Genomic DNA, 18,569 nt, shown 5'->3' on the forward strand with positions numbered 1-18,569 from the left:
CTTATCCCGGTGAAACTGCCCCCGTCCCGATGCAGCCACAGCGTACCAGACGGGGCAGGGTACAAACCAGTGGCAAAATGGCAGATCGGGTGGCAGTTCCCCCACTCCGGGCTGTTTGTGCAGGAAACGGCAGCGGATCATGGAAAATAACACCCGCGTAAATCTGGCGCAGCAGCTATAATGAATGGAGACTGCTGAGGGGGGCAACGGGTTTGCTCAAACGAATATCTCTGAAAATACAGCTGATTTATATCAGTCTTTTTGTTCTTATTATCGGACTTCTAGCGGCCATGAACTATGTCAGCTCCATCCGCCAGCTGGAGAGTCAGGTGGTGGAATCCAACCGCAATGTGCTGTCGCAGATCACCAAACGGCTGGACAGTATGCTCCAGGAGGTTAATCTTACGGTCATTAATTATTTACGCATGCCGGGGGTCCAATCCTTTTTTGAAGCGCCGTCCTCCGGCTCCCCTGCTTATCTTCTGGGCATCTCCGCCCTTCAGGACCAGCTGGGCAGCGTTATGGGAACCAATTTTAATATGCAATCGACAATGCTCTACTCCCGTGCCAAGGACGAGGTGATGACGGCCTCCGATGTATACAGTCTGCAGGAGCGGACGGAGATGGCGTGGATCAGATCCTTTATGGAAAGCAAGTTCCCCAAGTGGACAGGGCTTGGGCCGAAGGCAGGACTGAACGGAGGAGAAGCCGCAAGCGCCAGCCAGATTCTGCTGGTTCATTATTATCCTCTGAATACGGGACCGTCAGACAGCAAAGGACTCGCCATTACCCGGATCAACGAAAAAAGCATCTCCGCCATGTTTGACGACCTTCAGTTCAGCGGCAGCGGCAATGTGTTCCTCATGGATGGCAGCGGCCGCATTCTGTCCCATCAGGACCCCGGCTTCATCTGGCAAAGCATAGAAGGCCAAAGCTACAGCCGGGAGCTGCTGGCCAGGCAAGGGCAGGGTTTCCTGACGGACAAAGGCAGCCGGAGTCTGATTTTCTACGATACGTCGTACACAGGCTGGAAGCTGGTATATATTGTTTCGCAGCGGCAGATCAGCACACTTACCCTGACCATCCGCTACATTCTGGCGGGTTTGGCCTGTGCCATGGTGCTGGTGGCTGTGGCCGCCACTCTGTTTATTAACCGCAGATGGTTTGCGCCTATGGAGCGGTTTGTGGGCAAGCTGGAGGAGCTGGCCGGCAGACGCGGCGGAGGCAGAAGAAGCGGAGATTCGTTTCATGAGCTGGAGTTTGAAATCCGCCAGGTGTTTACCGGATATTACGATGCGGAGAGGCGGCTTCACGAAAGTCTGCCGGCGCGGAAGCTGCAGCTGATGTTCGAGCTTCTTACCGGGGCGCGGACACGCTACCAGGCGGCCGAGCCGCTGCTGGAGCAGGCGGGCATCCGGCTGTATCCCGCCCATTACACGGTGCTGGCGATGGAGTTTGACCAGTCGGGAGGCTGGACCAAACCTGGAGATATGAATCTGTTTTTGTATGCGCTATGCAATGTGGCGGAGGAGCTTGCCTCCTCATCGGAGGGAATGAAGGGGGCCGCCGTCCAGATGAACGGTTATCAGGCGGTGATGGTGCTGAGCTTTGCCGATTCATCGGAGGCCCGCAATCTGCAGGCTGCCAGAGGTTTTGCAGAGGCTCTGCTGGGTTATATTGAAGCCTGCTTCAAGCGGACCATCTGTGTGGGAATCGGCGGCTGTTATACCGGCTTCGACAGCATCAAAACCTCCTACCAGGAAGCGCTGCAGATGATTTCCTGCAAGATTCTGACCGGGCAGAATACCGTCATTACCCCGGATGAGGTAGGCAATTGGGACAATGGCCGACTGCTGGAGGTGTTCGAAACCGCCGATGCCCTGGTGGAAGCGGTGCGGCAGGCACAGGCGGAGCGGACGGAGCTGCTGCTGGAGGCGCTTTTTGCCCGGTCATCCCAATGCGGGCTCTCCAAGGAAATGGTGGTACAGCTATGCCTGCAAACCGTGCTTCGTTTCCTGCAGCTGGCGGAGGAGGCGGGGCTGGGGGATCTGTTCCGAACGGAGCACCTGTCGCTTCCCGGCAAGCTGGAGCATAGCAGATCATTGGCGGACATGCAGGAGGCGGTGGGCGGTATGGCGGCGCAGCTGGTTGCGGCGCTTCAGGAGAAACGGAGCAGCAGGAGAAAAAGCGCGGAGCTGATCGAATCGGTAATGGCTTATGTAAACGGACATTATGACCAAAGTGACCTGTCTGTCAATTTCCTTGCAGACCGGTACGGATTGACACCCAATTATATAAGCAGGCTGTTTAAGGAGTATGCCCGATGCAATTTTGTGGATTACCTGGCAGGGGTACGGGCCAAGGAGGCAGCCCGCCTGCTGCTGGCTTCGCCGCTCAAGCTGGACGAGGTGGCGTTCCAGGTCGGTTACACCAACTTTTCCAGCTTTCTGCGGAACTTCAAGAAGCATTACGGGATGACTCCCACGGAATACAGGCAGCTGCACCGCAGCGGAGATTCTATCGGCTAACCGGAGGAAGGCGTCGGCAATCCATGAACGGCGCCGGTGCCCCTCCTCCCGCAGCTAATCCTTGTACGGATCGAATTCTTCCGCCCCGGCCATACATACCCCAATCGGCTTCAGCGTATGCAGCACATCGATGGTTTCCGCATGGGCATCCAGCACCTGGCGCAGGCTTCTGTATACGAAGGGGCTTTCGTCCGTGCCCGCTCCCCGCAGCTCTACACCGAAGGCCGTGACCGCCGCCATCATCTGCTCCTTGGAAATTTGGCCGCCGGTTCTGGCGCGGGTTTTCCAGTTCATTTTCCCGGCGGCTTGGGTCCGGCTCATAATCCGTCCGGCGCCGTGCACCGTGCTGTAGAAGGCCTCCTTGTTTTCGGCGCTGTCCTTGCCCTGTACGATCACCGAGATATCCCCCATGCTGCCGCCTATAAACCCCGTTTGCCCGGGTGCGGAGGGGGTGGCTCCCTTGCGCACCACAATCACTTCCCTGCCGTTATGCTGCTCCCGCCAGGCATAGTTATGGTGGTTATGCACCTCAAAATCCGCGTCCGTTCCCAATATCCGCAGCACCTGGTCCATCACATAATCCCGTCCGGCATATGCATACCGTCCGGCCAGCCTCATAGCCCGCTCGTACATATCCCCCAGCTCGCTGTCCAGGTCCAGCAGAACCGGCGGCTGCTCCATTTGTTCGCCGGGCGCACGGTCCAGAAAACCTCTGCCCGCCGCCAGATTGAGGAAGCCGCTGGCTGTCCGGTGCCCGAACCCTCTGCTGCCGAAGTGGTTGGCAATCCACAGGCGTCCGGTACCCTCCTCCTCGAACAGGTCCACAAAGTGGTTGCCGCTGCCCACTGTCCCCAATTGATCCCGGGCCAACGTCTTGAGCTTGTCATGGACCGGCTTGCCGAGGGTTTGGTACACCGCCCAGTCCGGGTCATCAAACAGGGCATGGTCTACCCTCTCCTGGTTGTTGCGTCCGATGCCGAAGGAAATGCTCCGGGCGATGGTATCCATCAGCTTCGGCAGCTGGGGCTTGATATCGGCGGCATAGAGCCGGGTGCGCACCGCCTTGTTGCCGCAGCCAATATCGTAGCCGACGCCGGAGGGGGAAATCTGCCCGTCATACACCACCACACCGCCGATGGGCTGGCTGTAGCCTTGGTGATGGTCCGCCATCAGCAGGGTTTGCACCACATTCCCCGTATGTGCGCAAGTGCGCGCTTGTGCCAAAGCCCCCTCATCGGGGCTGCCCCACACGCGAATGCCGTCTATTTGTTGATAAGCCATTATGCTCACTCCTTTGGATTCGTCCTTCTGTTAGCCACATTCTTCGCGGCATTGTTGTTCTAACGGAACTCAGCGTCCCTTAGAGGCTCAAAATGTGAGTTTCCCGCGGGTAACGGAACTGAGCGACTCTTAGAGAGGGATGCGTGCCTGCAGATGGCTAAAAAACACATTTAAGGTACTCTGAGTTCCGTTACAGTAGAAAATTAGGTGAAATGTCGCTCTAAGAGCGTGTGAGTTCCGTTACAGCTCCATGCGCGGCTGCCGGTTGGGTGAGTACGTGTAAAGCGCCCTTTAAGAGCGCATGAGTTCCGTTACAGCTCTCCATGAGCGCGGCTGCCAGTTGGGTGATTACGTGTAAAGCGCCCTGTAAGAGCGCATGAGTTCCGTTACAGCTCCATGAGCGCAGCTGCCGGCAGAAGGGCAACGAATCGGCTGCACTCAGCTCCATACCTCTGCCAGCGCCCTGCGGAACAGTTCATCCAGCTCCCGGTCCTGCTTTGCTCCGGCCTCCGCCATTCCCGGCGCCGCCTGCTCATAGTGGGCGATGCCCGCCTCAAGATAATCGCTGACAGGTGCGATTCTCGCTCCCATATCCAGCTCCTCACCTGCCATTTTACGCTCCAGTAGCCGGTCCACCGCCTCCCGCAGGACGCTTCCCTCCGGCAGCAAATCCTCCACCAGCCGGTGGAATTCCACTGGCGGCACGGTGTTGTACTTCTCGATCCACCGGCAGGCCAGGATGGGGCGGAGGACGTAGAAGTACTTTTTGACCCGAACCTGCTCGCCCTGCAGATATTCCCGGTAGTTGCCCCTGGCCATGTGCAGATAATGGTACATACATGATCGGGGGGAAAAGGTGGCGGGGAATATTCGCCGGATTTCCTCTGCCGTGGTGAAGCTCTCCTTGTATACGATAGGCGAACGGAGCCATTCCAGCAAGGGCGGGTTGGACCTGCGGAACAGGTTCAGCGCTTTCCGCAGATCCCAGCCGTTGATGTCCAGCATACCGCTGATGGGACGTTCGATGACATCCCGTTTATCATAGATGGACAAATACCAGTCCACCGTCCGCACATAGATGAATCGGACATCATAGTCGCTGTCCCGGGAAGGAAACCCCCAGGCCCTGCTGCCGGACTCACAAGCATACAGAATCCGCACCTGCTCCTCCGCTTCAATCCGGGCCAATTCCGCTGTAATTTTTGCCTTCATTTTCTCTGTCATGTATGCTCCTCCTCCCCGTGCACCGTTGCCGCTGCAGCCTTTCTTGTATCCATTGTGCCTTATCCCGGACCGGCGGAACATGGCGGAAGTATTACGACCGGCAATTAATTGCCATTTGCGCCCAGCCCAACCCCTGCTACAATTAAACCAAGACGAAACGGAGGAAACTCATGGCTAAGGAGAGCTTCGATAAGGAAATCCAATTTTTGCGCTTGCTGGCACTGACCAGCGGCGCCTTCAATAGACAGCAGTTTGCCGAACGGCTGGGCATTTCGGTGCACACCTTCGATAAAACCCTGCGCCGCCTGAAGGATGTGGTCGGCTCCCTGCAGCAGCAGCTGCCTAAGGAGCAAGGCAAGGAGCTGTCCGACACCATCCGCTACAGCTATTACGATTCCGCCGACCCGCTGCTGCTATTTCTCTTCCGAGCCAAGTCCGTGAAGGAATCCGAAACCGAACGCCTCTCCCTGCTGTTAGGGGCGATGCAGGGTGAGGCCTTAACGGCTATGGAGCTGTTAGATACCTGCTGCGGCGCTATGCCCGCCAACCTTCCCATGCCAGACGAAAAAACCATCCGCTCTGACCTCAAGTACCTGGAGGAGGTAGGTGTCATCCGCAGGGAGCCGGGTCCCCGCCCTTACCGGTACCGGATTCAGGATCAACTGGTGCGGAGTCTCTCGGACGATGAGCTGGTGGATCTCTACGATTTTGTGGATGTGATGGCCAACACTCAGGTTCCGTCCGTACAGGGTTATCTCCTGCGGGACGGACTTAAGAAGCAGCTTCTGCGCACGGGAGGCGGCGGGCTGGCGGTGGAGCCTTTTTTATACAAATACCATTATCATTCACGAATTCTTGACGAGGCTCATCTGTTTACCCTTCTGCATGCCATCCGCCGCTGCCGCAAGGTGGAGTTCCTTTATTTTTCACCCAAGTCGGAAAAAAGCTATGCCTCCAAAAACACCAATCCCCTGTTCGAGCGGGAAACGGAAGGCAAATCTATCCATACCCTGCCCCTGCGTATCGTCTATGACCATCAATACGGCAGGTGGTATCTGTTGGCCCACGGCAGAGAGGGCTTGCGGAAGTACCGGATGGAAGGGCTGACCCAAATTGTCGAGCATGAAGATGTGGATCAGGAATGGTATGGGCAAAAGCAAGCAGAGCTGGATGCCAAGCTGCGGTACAGCTGGCTCATCGATACGGGACCGGCGGTACGGGTGCGGGCCCGGTTCTTCAACCCGGAGGGCTCCGAGCCCAACTTCGTAATGGAACGGGTGCTGCTGCAGGGGCAATGGGGAGAGATTGTGCAGGAGGAGGAGCATAGCTTCATCTATGAAATCACAGTGAACGGCTTTACGGAGATCAAGCCGTGGCTGCGCAGCTTCGGCTCCAGCTGTGAGGTACTGGAGCCCCGCCAGCTTCGCCAGGAGATGATCACCGAATGGAAGGAGATCCGGGCCTATTATGAATCTGTTTGAAAAAATCTTCAACTACCAGATCCTCTCCCGGCTGGAGGATTCCGGCGTTTTTATGGTCACCGCCCATGAACGGGCCTGGCTGAAGACCATGCTGGCCCATCCCGCCGCCACAGAGGCGTTTACCCCGGAAACCCTGGAGAAGCTGCAGACCCTGCTGGAGCCGGATGATACCCTGGATACGGACCGTTATCTGCTGCAGAAGGGCGCCAGCGTGGAAAAGCAGGTGTACCACCCTCTTCTGCGGACGGTCCGGCGGTTGATCCAGACCAAAAGCGGCTTCCGCCTGTCCTGCAGGGTGAAGGACGGCCGGATCCATACCGGGCAGCCGGGTTATCCCTACAAGCTGGAGTACTCCATGGTCAAGCGGGAATGGTATCTGCTTTGGTTTCACCTGCAGAATCACGCCTTTATGAGCACCCGGCTGGACAATATCCTCTCTCTGGAGGCGGAGCCGGTACACCCCCAAACCGCGGATGCCCTGTGCCGGAGGATCGGCAGGCTGCTGGATACCCGCAGAAGTGAAGTTTTAATCGAAATTGTTCCGATTTACAATGAGGAGCTGTCGCGGATTCTGTATGCCTTTTCCAGCTTCGAAAAGGATGTGGTCTATGACGGCGACTCGGATACCTACCGAGTGAAGGTGACGGTAATGGGGGATCAGGCGGAGTATCTTTTGTCCAAAATCCGCTTCCTGGGCAAACGGGTCCGGGTGGTGGATGGGAGCTATCTCAAGCGGCGTATGCTGGAGGCCTCCACCAAAGCGCTGGACCGTTACGGGGCCGGGTCTCCGGACGCCGAAGAGGGGGAGGCGCTCTCTTCATAGCGCATATAACACAAAGCGGCTTGCCAGACGGCAGGCCGCTTTGTTTCAGCTGAACAGCTGCATTTTCAGAATGGGAAACGGATTTCCCTGCTCATCCAAGGGCAGGCGTTCCACCACCTCAAAGCCCATATGCTCATAAAATCCCCTGGCATTGGGATTCTGCTCATTCACATCCACATACCGCACACCGTATGTACGGAGTGCCTCCTCTACCAGCCGTCTGCCGGTGCCTTGGCCTGCATAGTCCGGCGAGAGGAACAGCATCTCGATTTTGCCATCGGCAATTCCCATAAATCCTGCGGGGATGCCGTTTATTTCAGCTCCCACCAGTACAGGGATCTCTCCAAGCGCATCTTTAACCAGTGGCGCCAGTCCGTCGATGTCCTCTCCGCTCAAAAAAGTATGCGTCGCCTCCACCGAACACCGCCACACCTCCCCCAAAGCTTCGATAAGCTCCGGCGGTCTTTCTTTATATAGGATCAAGTCCATATTCTTCCTCCTGTTCCGGCGCACCATACCGGGCAAACATGTCCTCCGTATACGGGGTGATATTCGAATCGTAATCGGGATATGTACACCCTAACCGCTCCGCAACCTCCACCGCCGTCTCCCGGAACAGCCGGTGGCAGACGAACAGCGCCCCCCAAACCTGGCGGCAGCCATCCATCCGGTAGGTGGATATCAGGTCTTCCCAAGCAGCTTTTGGCAAATAGCGGCTGATGAATGTATTATTTTTGCCCAGGCTCAGGGAAAATCCAGTTTCGAAGCCCACCTTCCAGGCCAGCATCCGTATAAGCTCCGGCCGCAGAATCTGGTTCAGATGGTCGATGGCGAACAGAAGCCTGCGGCGGCACAGGCCTTTTACCACATAGGTGGTGACGTTCCAGAATTCATTGCAGCAGTCATCGAATTGCCGGCAGGTGGGTTGTTGGACATGGTACTGGATGTCGGAGGGGACAAGCTCCCGCCCAATCCGGTTATCCTTATCCAGCAGAACCTGCACCAACTGGTCTCCGTCGAGATAATTTTCCAGCTCGTCCAGCGGAAGCAGGGTCAGGTCTATTTTGGTATAGTCGTCAAACAGCATCAGATAGGAGAACCCCTTCTCCTCAGCGGGGAACAGCTCCATGTCCTCCGGCTTCTGCAGCAAAATCCGGCTGCCGAACTGGTTCAGCCATCCGTCATGAGAGGTGAACGATTCCATATCCGTTACGAAAAATGTAATATCATAATCCTGAAAATCATCCTTGGGAATATGGACATTGGTGCGGGAGCCCTCCAAGGTGGCGATTCGGATCCGTTCATCTGCAGTAGCCGAGGATAGGATCAGCTCCATCATTTCCTGTTCAGTGCGCATCTGTTGCTCCTCTTTGGTCAGGTTATAATTTGACGGCGGAAATAATCAGCATCATCGGCCTGCGGAGCTCTTGCTCCATCCCCTCCACCGTGCGGAGCAGCTCCTCGGGCGGTGTCGGCTCCACGATCCCGGTAATGGTAAAAACCTCTTGCAGTAAACAGCCCAAGTAGGTGGTGAGGGTCCGATGATATTTGGTCACCTGCTCCCCCAGAAACACTGTATCGCGTCTGCCCTCCTCAAAATAACGGTCCACCGGGAAATGCATGATGCTTCCGTCCCCGCCATAATGCCAATCCTGGCTGCCGGAAGCGGTAAATACCGGATGCTCCACGGTAAAGACAACATACCCGCCGGGTATCAGCCAACGGCTCAGCTTTTCCGCCACCGCCCCAAAATCCTCCACATAATGAAACGCCAATGAGCTGAGGATAACGTCGAAGGACTGCCCGGGGAAGTCCGCCTCCTCGATGGAGGTGCGGTAGTAGACGATACGCGGGTCCGTTAGCTCCTTGGCCCGGCGGAGCATGCTTTCGGAGATATCGATACCCGTCACCGACTCGGCCCCCTGCTCAATGGCATACTGGCAGTGCCAGCCGAAGCCGCAGCCCAGGTCCAGCACCCGTTTGCCGGTCAGGTCCGGCAGTATCCGGCGGAGGGCAGGCCACTCCCCCGCCCCGGCCAGCCCATAGACGGAACGGTTCATTTGGCTGTATTTTTCAAAAAAAGACGGGTCATCATACTTGTTCTGCTTCACCTTTACCTCCACTCCCTATTGAAAAAAATGCAGTGGCTGTTGCTGTCGTCCCCTGTGCCACCTCTTCGGCCGGCTTGCCCAGGCACTGGGCTACCGTGTGCAGAATATGGGGCAGGAGGGCGGGTTCGTTCCGTCCCTCCGCAGGCTTTTCCTTCAGATCCCGGGGGGTTAGAAACGGAGCGTCCGTTTCCAGCATCAGACGGTCCAGCGGAATCAGCCGTACCAGCTCCCGCAGATCCTTGCCTCTGCGCTCATCGCAAATCCAACCTGTGATGCCGATAAACCAGCCTGCGTCCAAGTAGGCAGTGAGCTCCTGCCGGTTGCCGGTGAAGCAGTGGACCACGGCTTTTTGCACCTGCTGCTCCTTCAAGATAGCGGTAAAATCTGCAGAGGCTTCACGCTCGTGGAGAAACAGGGGCATGTTCAGCTCCTTCGCCACCCGGACCTGCTCGGCAAACCAGCGGCGCTGGACATCCCGCGGCGAAAAATCCCGGTTGTAATCCAGGCCGCACTCCCCGATGGCCACCACCTGGGGCAGGGCCGCCAGCTCCTTCAGCCGGTTGAGTGTGGCTTCGCTGCAGTGTTTGGCATCATGGGGATGCACCCCTGCCGTGGCATACAGCTTGCCGGGATATTGCCGGGCATAACGGGCCGCCTCCACGCTGCTCCGCAGGCTGGTTCCGGTGATGATCAGGGGAGTCACCCCATTGGCCAAGGCCCGCTCCACCACCTGCTCCCGGTCCTGCTGGAACGAACGGTGCATCAGATTGATGCCGATATCCACGATGGGGGTTTTTAAAGTAGAGTCATTCATTTTGCAAATTCTCCTTCCTCATGCTCTGCGACAGAGCAGCTGTTTGCCGGAACCCGGTCCGCCAGCCAGACCTCATTGCCTGCGTAGTAGAAGGTGGCGCCGGACTCCTGTGCCTGTGCTGTTTCTACCTTCAGGATGACGAGCTCCCCCCTGCGGCTGCCCGCCATTGTGGCAAAATGGGTGCCCTCCGACAGATGGACATACTGCCGGCCCATAGGGAGCAGCCCCTCCTTCAGTATGGACGGGAGCGCCTTTTTGTTGGTGCCGTGATAAAGAATGCCAGGGGGAATTCCCGGTGTATATGAGATATGGTCATGGCTGTGGCCGTATCGGGCCCGAATCCGGTCCCCGTTCCATTCAAAGCGCTGCTTGTCCGAATTGCGCACCACCTGCCGGATATCCTCCAGTGTTACCCAAGACCAGCGGGGCTGGGCGGTAATGGCTGCCAAAAAGGAAGCCGCCGGACATGATCCGTCCTCCGGGTCCAGGATTAGACCGAACTCTCCGGGGGTGTGCCGGAGGGCCTTGGTCATAAGTTTGCTTAAGCTTTTTTCTTGTGTTTGGTTTAGCATGTGTTCACTTCCCATTTTTATATGTTGGTGCGGATGGTGCATCACGCGTTTTCCGCCGCTTTTGGTACGTCACATATTTTACTCCGCCGCTGGTGCTTCTGGCTCTATTATACCTGGCTGCAGCCGCCCGCTCCCGGGAATCTTTGGGTAGAGCCAAAGATTCCACAGCTTAGGGGCGCTGCAAACACACCGTAGGCCGCTGCGGCGGGCTTCAAGAGCAAGTCGGATTTTCTAACGGCGGTGAACGCCGCTATCTGGCCGGATTCGGCCCTCTCCGGATTCTAACGGCGGCAGGAGCCCGCTATTTGGTACAAAATGGGCTGATTCGCCACTAACAGGGGCAAATAGCGGCTGTGGCCACCGTTAGAATTTTGAAGCCGCCTTTTTCCGCTTAATAGCGGCTGTGGCCGCCGTTAGATTTCTGCGCGGGAGAAGGCACAGGCCTCCAAAAGCAGAAAGGCGTGCCCCCCTGGGGGAGGTCCTAACGCCAAAAGCAAAAAGGCATGCGCCCCTCCGGGATGCACGCCTCTATTTTCAACCGCAATCTGCACCACTTTGAGAGGTTGACTGTTCCTCGCGAACATGCCTATCTGCTGCCGAAGAGCCGGCATCTTCCCTTTAATATCGCCGGAAGCGAGCGCCAGCTTAGGCCGTGATTTTGTGAATAATGCAGCTTAGTAAAATTGCAAATCCAGGAACCACTCCGGCTCCCCAGCCTTGGCCATATTCCGGGCAATGTAAATAGTGCCGCTGTCCACCCAGTTGAGACGGACCTTCTCCTCTGAGTTGATCTGCAGGCAGAAAGCCGGCTCCGCGCTGTCCGGGCAATTCCAGCTTTGAGGATGCTGGATATTGCTGGCCCAGCCGCCGATTTTGGTTCGTTTCAGATTATACAGCTCCTGGTCCTCCAATAGCTCCTCCAGCTTTTCCTCCGAAACACCGGGTACGGGAGCCTGCTCCGGATCATCATAAACCGGATAATCCTCCTTTTGGAGCTCCCATCGGCATTCGAACCCTTTTCGCGGGGTGCCGCCCTGCGGCAGCTGTAAGGGAACAAGCCCCTCCAGGGAGCTGTAAGCCCGGATGCACCAGGCCTCATCATTGCGTTCATCCGCCAAATACTGATCCACATTGATAAAAAAGGTGAGAATAGCAATATCCTTCAGCATGTCTGGAACATAGGGCGCTTCCGTCAGATTCAATTGGCAGATGTAAGTCAAAGGTTGCCCGTTATTAGCAGGCCAGGCCTCTTCCGGCCTGCCCACCGGGGCCAGGAAGAAGTTGCTGGCTAACGGGTCATTGGCAGGCCGGAAGCCTCCCACTGTCAAAACGGAGCATGGTCTGGCATTACGCTTTTTGTATTCCTTCAACGGATTCATGTGATCCTCCTCCAATAAAATAGCTTAGTGGCCTTCATCCGTCATCGTCCCGATCAAATCACATTCCAGCTCATCCTTGAAGTGGACGCCGGGCATCACCAGTTGGATGGCCATGGTATCTTCTTTGAAGTGGCAGATGAACATGACCATCTGGAGCCTGTCCAAAAGATGCATATGGAGGATGCAGGTGTGTCCATCCACCCAGGTGGCAGCGGTGCAGCAGGCTTCGGTGCCGCTGAACAGGCTGTCCGTAGCGGTCACCCAGTGGTGGAGGCCAAAGGGCAGCACAGCAGCATCCTCACCGCCTGCGCATTCTTCACGGGTCAGCCGTAAGGTGGAGGCTTCCCCGGCGAATTGGAACCGGCAGCCCGTGAAACCGTGGCGGTTGGGCTCCAGCCGGTAGGAACGGCCGTTTACGGCAGCAGCCATGACGGAATCCGGCTGCCCGGGAGGAAGCGAAAGCTGCAGGCCGGCCAACCGCTCCGCCAATCCGCTTCTGTCAGATCCGACAGCTACCCCAGACGCAACAGCAGTGCCGCTCTCCGCCGGAACGCCGCAAGCCGTTCCTGTTGCGGCGGGCCCTGCGCCTGCCCCCTCATCCGCCATCGCCGGATACAAGGCCTCCCACATACAATCCAGAATGACCTGGTGGCCATCCTTGACAAATTGGGTGTTGGCGGTAGAAATAAACACCGCATTCTTATCCGGCATGACCACCACGAATTGCCCGCCCAGCCCGAATGCACCGTACGCCCCATTGCGCAAGCGCCAGAATTGGTAGCCATACCCCGGTTTGCCATCCAACATCCCCTTGTGGCCGGAATTATCTGTATGGCGGGCCGTGCTGCGGGCCACCCAACCCTCGGGCAGCACCCGGCGGTCATTCCAAATCCCGTCCTGCAGGTACAGCTGGCCAAAATGCGCCAGCCCCTCCGTAGTGCACCGGATCCCGCTGCCGCCTCTGTTAATGCCCATGGGGCAGAACTCCCACGTCAGCGGCCCCATGCCGATAGCATCAAACAACCGGGGCTGGAGATAATCATGAACGGTCATTCCCGTGGTTTCCTGCAGAATGGCACAGAGCAGGTTAGTGCCCGAAGTATCGTAAGCGAACAGGAAGCCCGGCGGCCGTTCCGGTCTGGAGGTCAGGTAGGTATGCACCCAGTTGGGTGTCTCCGAGGACGGCGCCTTGTGGTAAACTGTGGTCATCTTCAAGAGATGCTCCACTGTCAGCTTGGCCGTATACGGATGAACCTCTCCCGTAATGTGGTGTGCCAGCAGCTCCACTGCCTTATCCTGAAGATTGAATCTCCCCTCTCCGATGGCAATGCCAACGGCGGCAGAGGTTACACTTTTGCTGATGGAGAATATGGGGTGGAGCCTGTCCTTATCGAACGGGGCAAAAAAACCCTCCGCCGCCACCTTCCCATGCCGCAGCAGCATGAAGCTGTGCAGGGCGACCTGTCTTTCCCGGATCAACCCGATAAATCGTTCAATTCCCTTGGAGGCGATACCGACTTCTTCCGGCTTTACGCGTCCAAGCAATGAGGCTGTTTCCAAGCCGTTCCCCTCCTTCTTTTTTCAACCATACCTTACCACTAACCCCACGATGCATCAACCTGCTTCCCTACACCTTTTTTGTTAACCCTGTCACAGAAGTCCTAGCCGGATTGTCTTACCCTATATGAAACCCATGAAGGAGGTGAGACGGTTGCAGAAGGAGCATCCGGCGGGATCCGAGGAAACGGTGCGGGATTTGATCGTCCGTTTCCACACGCCCGTCTTCCGGTATTGCTACCACATGCTAAGGCACAAGCAGGAGGCAGAGGACGCGGTTCAAGATATATTCCTGAAGGTGGTTCAGCATTCAGCGCATTGGGAGGAGATCCACTCCCCGTCCGCCTGGATCTACCGTGTTGCCCATCATCATTGTCTGAACCTGGCTGCCAAAAAACGGCTCCAGCGCCTGCTGCCCGTCCGCCTGATAGGCGTACAGCCGACTGTGGCGGAGGACAGCCACAGCCGGGCGGAGGAAGCGATGGCCATCGATGCGATGCTGGCGCGTCTAAGCCCTGCGGAACGCTCCATCATGATCCTGCGGATTCTCGAGGATAGAAGCCATGAGGAAATTGCTCTCATCACCCGCGCAAGTCCTGCCGCAGTCCGCAAGAAATTCGAACGGGCCAAAAACAAGCTGCGGCAATCATGCTGCAAAAAGGAGGAGGAGGTCCATGACCCGGAAGGTGTTTCTTTCATTTGAGGAATTCACACAAGCCTGGAGGCAGGAAAACATCCCTGAACCCAAAGGATTGGATCTGCTTCGTGACTCTGGTCCCCGCCTGTCCCACCGCTGGAAGCGGCTAGCGGTGCCACTTCTGTCCTTATGTCTGCTTTTGGCTGCAGGTACGGCCTTGTCCGCCGCCATCTGGGATTCGCCGAAGCTGCGGAACAAACAAGGGGATGTGGTATTCAGCTACGGGCAAACCAACCCGGAGCAGATGGAGAAGGATGCGCAAAGCAGACAATTGTTCGAGAAATACCGCGGTATCCGGCAGGATGCGGAAGTAAACGCCGCTCCCGGCGAAATGAACTATCTCTTGATTACCGAGCTGTATGAGCTGGACCATTATTTTTATACGGCGCAGAAGAAAAGCGTGTTTACCTCCCCTCAAGCTCTGCAGGCGGCCACCGCCACAGCCTTTCAGCTGCCTGCTTATGTGCCGGAGAAGCTGGCCTTTCTTCAGGGGATCATCCAGTATGAGGGGGAGCCTGTGGATTCGGAAGCTCTATATCAGGAGGCGAAGAGAGCGGGATTGGACTACATCGTCCGGCCTGCGAAGCTTAAACCGGAGGCGCTTAATATCTATCTGGAATACGGCGGTTCCGCCGCCCCTGATGCACCGGCGGTTCCCGTGCTGAGAATCGGTATCCGGCCTGAAAAAGATCTGTCCCTGGCGAATATGACCGCAAGCGATGCCAACCACAAAGCGTACGAGATTGTAACTATCAAAGGCCAAGAGGCGCTTTACATCAAGGATGAACAGCTGCTCTACTTGCCGGTGCAAACCGCGGAGGGCGGATTGATCTACGAAATCCGGAGTGTGTTTACGCAAGGCCGGGAACAGCCGGGGGGGAAATCGGGAAACCAGCCCCAGCCCGTTTCCAGGGAGGAGCTAGTGAAGGTAGCGGCAAGCTTGTTGGGGAATTAAGGAGCAGTGGGACAGCCTATACGGCATCACCGGGCTTACCCCCGCCGTCCGATACGGCTGCTGATTTCCCCGCCTAACACAGAGGTATTGAACAATTGTTCAATATGGTACACACCGGAGGGCTGTTCCCCCCGGTAAAGCTCCGCCGCCACTGCCGCAGCCACCCGTGCCGTCATATCCGATTCTATGCTGCCGTGGTAGAAACGCTCCGCCTTCTGCGGAATTCCTAATTTGCTGCCGGAGGCCTCCACCTTCAGGGCATAAGCCTCCGTGCCGAGCCGCATCCGGGCAAAAAGTCCGGCGGCCAGCCGGGCCATGGATTTGAAACGCAGCAGCTTGAGCACTCCGGCTTTCTTCATGACGAACAGGAGCCCTGTAACAAAAGCAGAATCGAAGCATAGCCGGGTCACCACCGGGGAAACACCCAATGTCCCGGGTAACGTATGCTGGTCGGAAAAGTTAAAGCGGTAGGCGGTTTTTCGGCCGATTCCTTCACCGAAGTCAAAGGTCTTACCTGATGTGAAGCTGGACACCTGCCGCCTCTGCGTTCCGGCCCCCGTCCAAAAATCCTGAGCCATGTTCTCCACGGTCCATTCGATGGCCGCTCTCCCGTGGGCTTCGCCCATTCCCAGCATTAGGGCAATGTCCACGCTGTCCACCTGATCCAATCCGGCTACAGCATCCGCAGCCAGCAAATTGCTCATTCCCGGGACCAGCCCCACACTCAGTACAGCCGTTGCTCCTGCGGCTGCTGCCTCCTCATGCAGCTCCTCCATAGCAGCCATAAACCCTGCCTCCGCCGTCACATCCATATAATGGATGCCATGCGCGAGACATTGCCGGGCAAAAGCCGTATTCTCCTGGTCCAGGCACATGACCACTGTTCTTACGCGGCTCATCGCCTGGGTGAAAGAGCCGGGAAACATCCAGCAGCATGGGCTTGACCGCGCCGTCAGTGGCGCTGCAGAACTGCTCCGCTTTTATCAGATTGCGCCCCGCCGCGTAAACCTTCCCCGGAAAACGCTCCGCCAGCAATCTGCTTACGCTCTGCCCAACCTGCCCGTAGCCGCCCACAACCACAATGTGCTCTCTCATGATGTTTCCTCCTGCTACGCATGATTCCGGATCAACCGTCCGGCGTGCTTCAGGAATCCGCTGACGGCCTCCAACTGCTCCCCGTTCAAGGTATCAATATAGTCAAACAGCTCCCGGTCGAAGCGCTGATGATATTCCTCATGGAACCGGTATGCCGTCCAGCCTTTTTCCGTCAAGTGGAGGCGGAAGCGCTTCTTGTCCTCCTCATCCTGCTCCTTCATCACCAGGCCCCGCTCCTCCAGCTTCATCAGGGTCTTATGAATGACAGCCCGGGTAATGCCGAACCTCCGGGCAATCTCGGAGCTGTAGACGCCTGGATCGTCACCGATGGTCTTCACAATATGAATCTCTCCGCGGTAAAACACCATATTCTCACTGCCGAAATCCAGCACATTGGTCCTGCTGTTGGCGATTTGCTCCGTCAGCGCAATAAACGAATGGATGACATCATCCTTCATTTTTTTCATGGTTCATCCCTCCTGGCTGTATATAAATTTCCGCTGAACGGTCCGGTGGGCAGCTGCCGGACAAGCTCCAGCCCTGCGCTGCGGCACGCCTGCTCCAGTTCCCCTGCACCCGGCCCGGCCGATAGCCCTGCCAGTCTTCCCGACAGCCAAGCCAGAACCGCGGCGGAATCGATGCTTTCCCTTTGGCTAAATTGCCCGATGACTAGAAGGAACCCGCCGGGAGCAAGGACAGCCCTCATGCGGCCACGGCCAGCAGCAGCTGCGCCTCCCGCTGTTGGTGAAGCAGCCTATAGTAGCGGGTAGGTGTTGGAGCTGAGGTTTCCATCATGCACACCGCCTCCTAATGTACGTTTGTTTGTATACATAGCATACGAATAATATTTTTGTATGTCAAGCATACAACCGAATCCCCTATTTCCAACGCTCAGCCCCTACTAAACAGTCCTTCCCGCCGCCGGAAACGAAAAAGCCGTTGGAACAAAGGTTCCAAACGGCCTTATCAAGAGCCAGAGTTTTCAGCTCTTCCTGGAATAACTGTTCAGCGCAGAATAACGCAGCAGCCCTGACAGCATAAGGGGATTCGACTGGGTATTGCCGCTTAAGGCTGACATAAGAAGCGAATTCTTCAATGAACTGGCGTATGCGGTGGATCCTCCTCCCCAGGCGAGCGGATTGAGCGGGTTTGATACCATCGGATTAACCGTCATGGGTCCCGCTAAAGCCAGTGAAAGCCAATCCCCAAAATTGGATAAGGAGCTTTTGTTCCGGCTTCCCTCCTGCAGCTTTCCTGCAACCATTCCGGCTTCATAGCAGCGGCAGGCACATCTGGTGGAATCAACCAAGGTCATACTTTTCACCCTTTCAAACGTCATTTACAAAAGACTATAACCATAGTCCATCACTCCACAGGAAACTCCTCAGCGTTTCCCTTCATCCTTTCGTCCCGGTTCCTCCGCTTCGCCGGCGGACAAGGAATCCCCCTCCTGATTCTGCTTCTGCTGTACCTCTCCAGCATCTGCGGCAGAGGGTTCATCCTGCTTATGGCCGATTTGCTTCGGCTTGATTGCGCTGCCTCTTTTTAACACCTCCTGGACCTCCATGGATTTTTGCATGATCCGGTCTGTCATTTGGGCGGCGCCGGCATAATTCTTCTTGGCAATCATATCGGTTTTTACACGATGCAAGGTTTTCATCTCATCTAGTTTGCCGGTAACTGCAAACAGGTTGACGGATTGGCGGACCGCCTGAAGCTGCTCCTCATTTTGGTACCGCACCGCTTCCTCCTGTGCTTTTTCGGCCGCCTTGGAAGCAGCCTCCTCCTTGATTTGCCGGCTTTCATCCATTGTTGCCTGCTGGAAATTTTGCTGGAGCTGTTGAATTTGCGCATTCAATTCCTTAATTCTGCCGGACTTGGTTTCCGGGGAGTCCTTGCTTTCCTTCAGCTTTTCCAATTGCTGCTGCAATTGTCCGATTTGCCTGCGTATTTGCTCGGCCGCACTTGGTCGGCTGCCGCTTTTGGGATTCAATGCTTCCTGGGAAGGGGAAGCCGGCTTTTGTCCGATTAACATCTGACACCATCCTTTCA

Annotated in this window: 19 protein-coding genes; 5 read left to right on the forward strand and 14 right to left on the reverse strand. The window is 56.6% G+C overall.

All coding sequences use genetic code 11. From position 1 onward, the window contains the following. Positions 1-212: 212 nt before the first annotated feature. Positions 213-2,528, forward strand: a complete 2,316-nt coding sequence (locus tag ACI1P1_RS15880; RefSeq protein WP_416217404.1) for a helix-turn-helix domain-containing protein — start codon at positions 213-215, stop codon at positions 2,526-2,528. A gap of 54 nt (positions 2,529-2,582) precedes the next feature. On the opposite strand, the gene ACI1P1_RS15885 is transcribed toward ACI1P1_RS15880, so the two are convergent. Beyond that, positions 2,583-3,809 (reverse strand): RtcB family protein, encoded by a 1,227-nt coding sequence (locus ACI1P1_RS15885; protein ID WP_416217405.1) that lies wholly within the window; start codon positions 3,807-3,809, stop codon positions 2,583-2,585. A gap of 438 nt (positions 3,810-4,247) precedes the next feature. Further along, a complete protein-coding gene (locus ACI1P1_RS15890; RefSeq protein WP_416217406.1) occupies positions 4,248-5,033 on the reverse strand; it encodes a nucleotidyltransferase domain-containing protein in 786 nt (261 codons plus the stop codon). A 170-nt stretch (positions 5,034-5,203) separates the two neighbouring features. Here ACI1P1_RS15890 and ACI1P1_RS15895 point away from each other — a divergent pair, with 170 nt between their 5' ends. Together ACI1P1_RS15895 and ACI1P1_RS15900 are read left to right on the forward strand one after the other, a co-directional pair. Then, positions 5,204-6,514, forward strand: coding sequence for a WCX domain-containing protein (locus ACI1P1_RS15895; RefSeq protein WP_416217407.1), 1,311 nt, complete (start codon positions 5,204-5,206; stop codon positions 6,512-6,514). Then, on the forward strand, positions 6,501-7,337 hold the full coding sequence (locus ACI1P1_RS15900; RefSeq protein ID WP_416217408.1) for a WYL domain-containing protein: 837 nt from the start codon (positions 6,501-6,503) through the stop codon (positions 7,335-7,337). The genes ACI1P1_RS15895 and ACI1P1_RS15900 overlap by 14 nt, the downstream gene beginning before the upstream one ends. Before the next feature lie 45 nt (positions 7,338-7,382). On the opposite strand, the gene ACI1P1_RS15905 is transcribed toward ACI1P1_RS15900, so the two are convergent. From ACI1P1_RS15905 to ACI1P1_RS15935, 7 genes are all read right to left on the reverse strand, one after another. After that, entirely contained in the window at positions 7,383-7,826 is a 444-nt protein-coding gene (locus ACI1P1_RS15905; RefSeq protein WP_416217409.1) for a GNAT family N-acetyltransferase, read from the reverse strand. Continuing rightward, complete coding sequence (gene ant(6) / locus ACI1P1_RS15910; RefSeq protein WP_416217410.1) at positions 7,807-8,694, reverse strand: aminoglycoside 6-adenylyltransferase; 888 nt, start codon at positions 8,692-8,694, stop codon at positions 7,807-7,809. Before ant(6) ends, ACI1P1_RS15905 begins: the two co-directional genes overlap by 20 nt. 22 nt (positions 8,695-8,716) lie before the next feature. Beyond that, complete coding sequence (locus ACI1P1_RS15915) at positions 8,717-9,448, reverse strand: class I SAM-dependent methyltransferase (RefSeq protein WP_416217411.1); 732 nt, start codon at positions 9,446-9,448, stop codon at positions 8,717-8,719. Further along, the gene (locus tag ACI1P1_RS15920; RefSeq protein ID WP_416217412.1) at positions 9,429-10,262 is read right to left on the reverse strand and encodes a TatD family hydrolase; all 834 of its coding nucleotides are present in this window, start codon (positions 10,260-10,262) and stop codon (positions 9,429-9,431) included. Before ACI1P1_RS15920 ends, ACI1P1_RS15915 begins: the two co-directional genes overlap by 20 nt. Then, a complete protein-coding gene (locus ACI1P1_RS15925) occupies positions 10,259-10,834 on the reverse strand; it encodes an RNA 2'-phosphotransferase (RefSeq protein ID WP_416217413.1) in 576 nt (191 codons plus the stop codon). Before ACI1P1_RS15925 ends, ACI1P1_RS15920 begins: the two co-directional genes overlap by 4 nt. A gap of 674 nt (positions 10,835-11,508) precedes the next feature. After that, positions 11,509-12,213, reverse strand: a complete 705-nt coding sequence (locus ACI1P1_RS15930; protein WP_416217414.1) for a DUF1963 domain-containing protein — start codon at positions 12,211-12,213, stop codon at positions 11,509-11,511. Between the two features lie 24 nt (positions 12,214-12,237). After that, the gene (locus ACI1P1_RS15935) at positions 12,238-13,773 is read right to left on the reverse strand and encodes a serine hydrolase domain-containing protein (RefSeq protein WP_416217415.1); all 1,536 of its coding nucleotides are present in this window, start codon (positions 13,771-13,773) and stop codon (positions 12,238-12,240) included. A gap of 151 nt (positions 13,774-13,924) precedes the next feature. Between ACI1P1_RS15935 and ACI1P1_RS15940 the strand changes: the two genes are divergently transcribed. After that, positions 13,925-14,473, forward strand: coding sequence for an RNA polymerase sigma factor (locus tag ACI1P1_RS15940; protein WP_416217416.1), 549 nt, complete (start codon positions 13,925-13,927; stop codon positions 14,471-14,473). Next, positions 14,445-15,422, forward strand: a complete 978-nt coding sequence (locus tag ACI1P1_RS15945; protein ID WP_416217417.1) for a hypothetical protein — start codon at positions 14,445-14,447, stop codon at positions 15,420-15,422. Before ACI1P1_RS15940 ends, ACI1P1_RS15945 begins: the two co-directional genes overlap by 29 nt. A gap of 35 nt (positions 15,423-15,457) precedes the next feature. On the opposite strand, the gene ACI1P1_RS15950 is transcribed toward ACI1P1_RS15945, so the two are convergent. The 5 genes from ACI1P1_RS15950 to ACI1P1_RS15970 form a co-directional block, all read right to left on the reverse strand. Continuing rightward, a complete protein-coding gene (locus tag ACI1P1_RS15950; RefSeq protein WP_416217418.1) occupies positions 15,458-16,207 on the reverse strand; it encodes a saccharopine dehydrogenase family protein in 750 nt (249 codons plus the stop codon). After that, on the reverse strand, positions 16,182-16,517 hold the full coding sequence (locus tag ACI1P1_RS15955; RefSeq protein ID WP_416217419.1) for a hypothetical protein: 336 nt from the start codon (positions 16,515-16,517) through the stop codon (positions 16,182-16,184). The genes ACI1P1_RS15950 and ACI1P1_RS15955 overlap by 26 nt, the downstream gene beginning before the upstream one ends. A 14-nt stretch (positions 16,518-16,531) precedes the next feature. After that, a complete protein-coding gene (locus ACI1P1_RS15960; protein ID WP_416217420.1) occupies positions 16,532-16,984 on the reverse strand; it encodes a MarR family winged helix-turn-helix transcriptional regulator in 453 nt (150 codons plus the stop codon). Next, positions 16,981-17,223: a hypothetical protein gene (locus ACI1P1_RS15965; protein WP_416217421.1), complete on the reverse strand. Its 243-nt coding sequence runs from the start codon at positions 17,221-17,223 to the stop codon at positions 16,981-16,983. Before ACI1P1_RS15965 ends, ACI1P1_RS15960 begins: the two co-directional genes overlap by 4 nt. A 678-nt stretch (positions 17,224-17,901) precedes the next feature. Then, the gene (locus ACI1P1_RS15970) at positions 17,902-18,552 is read right to left on the reverse strand and encodes a FlxA-like family protein (protein ID WP_416217422.1); all 651 of its coding nucleotides are present in this window, start codon (positions 18,550-18,552) and stop codon (positions 17,902-17,904) included. Positions 18,553-18,569: the final 17 nt, after the last annotated feature.

Source organism: Paenibacillus mesotrionivorans (assembly GCF_046098205.1).
Lineage (GTDB): Bacteria > Bacillota > Bacilli > Paenibacillales > NBRC-103111 > Paenibacillus_AR > Paenibacillus_AR mesotrionivorans.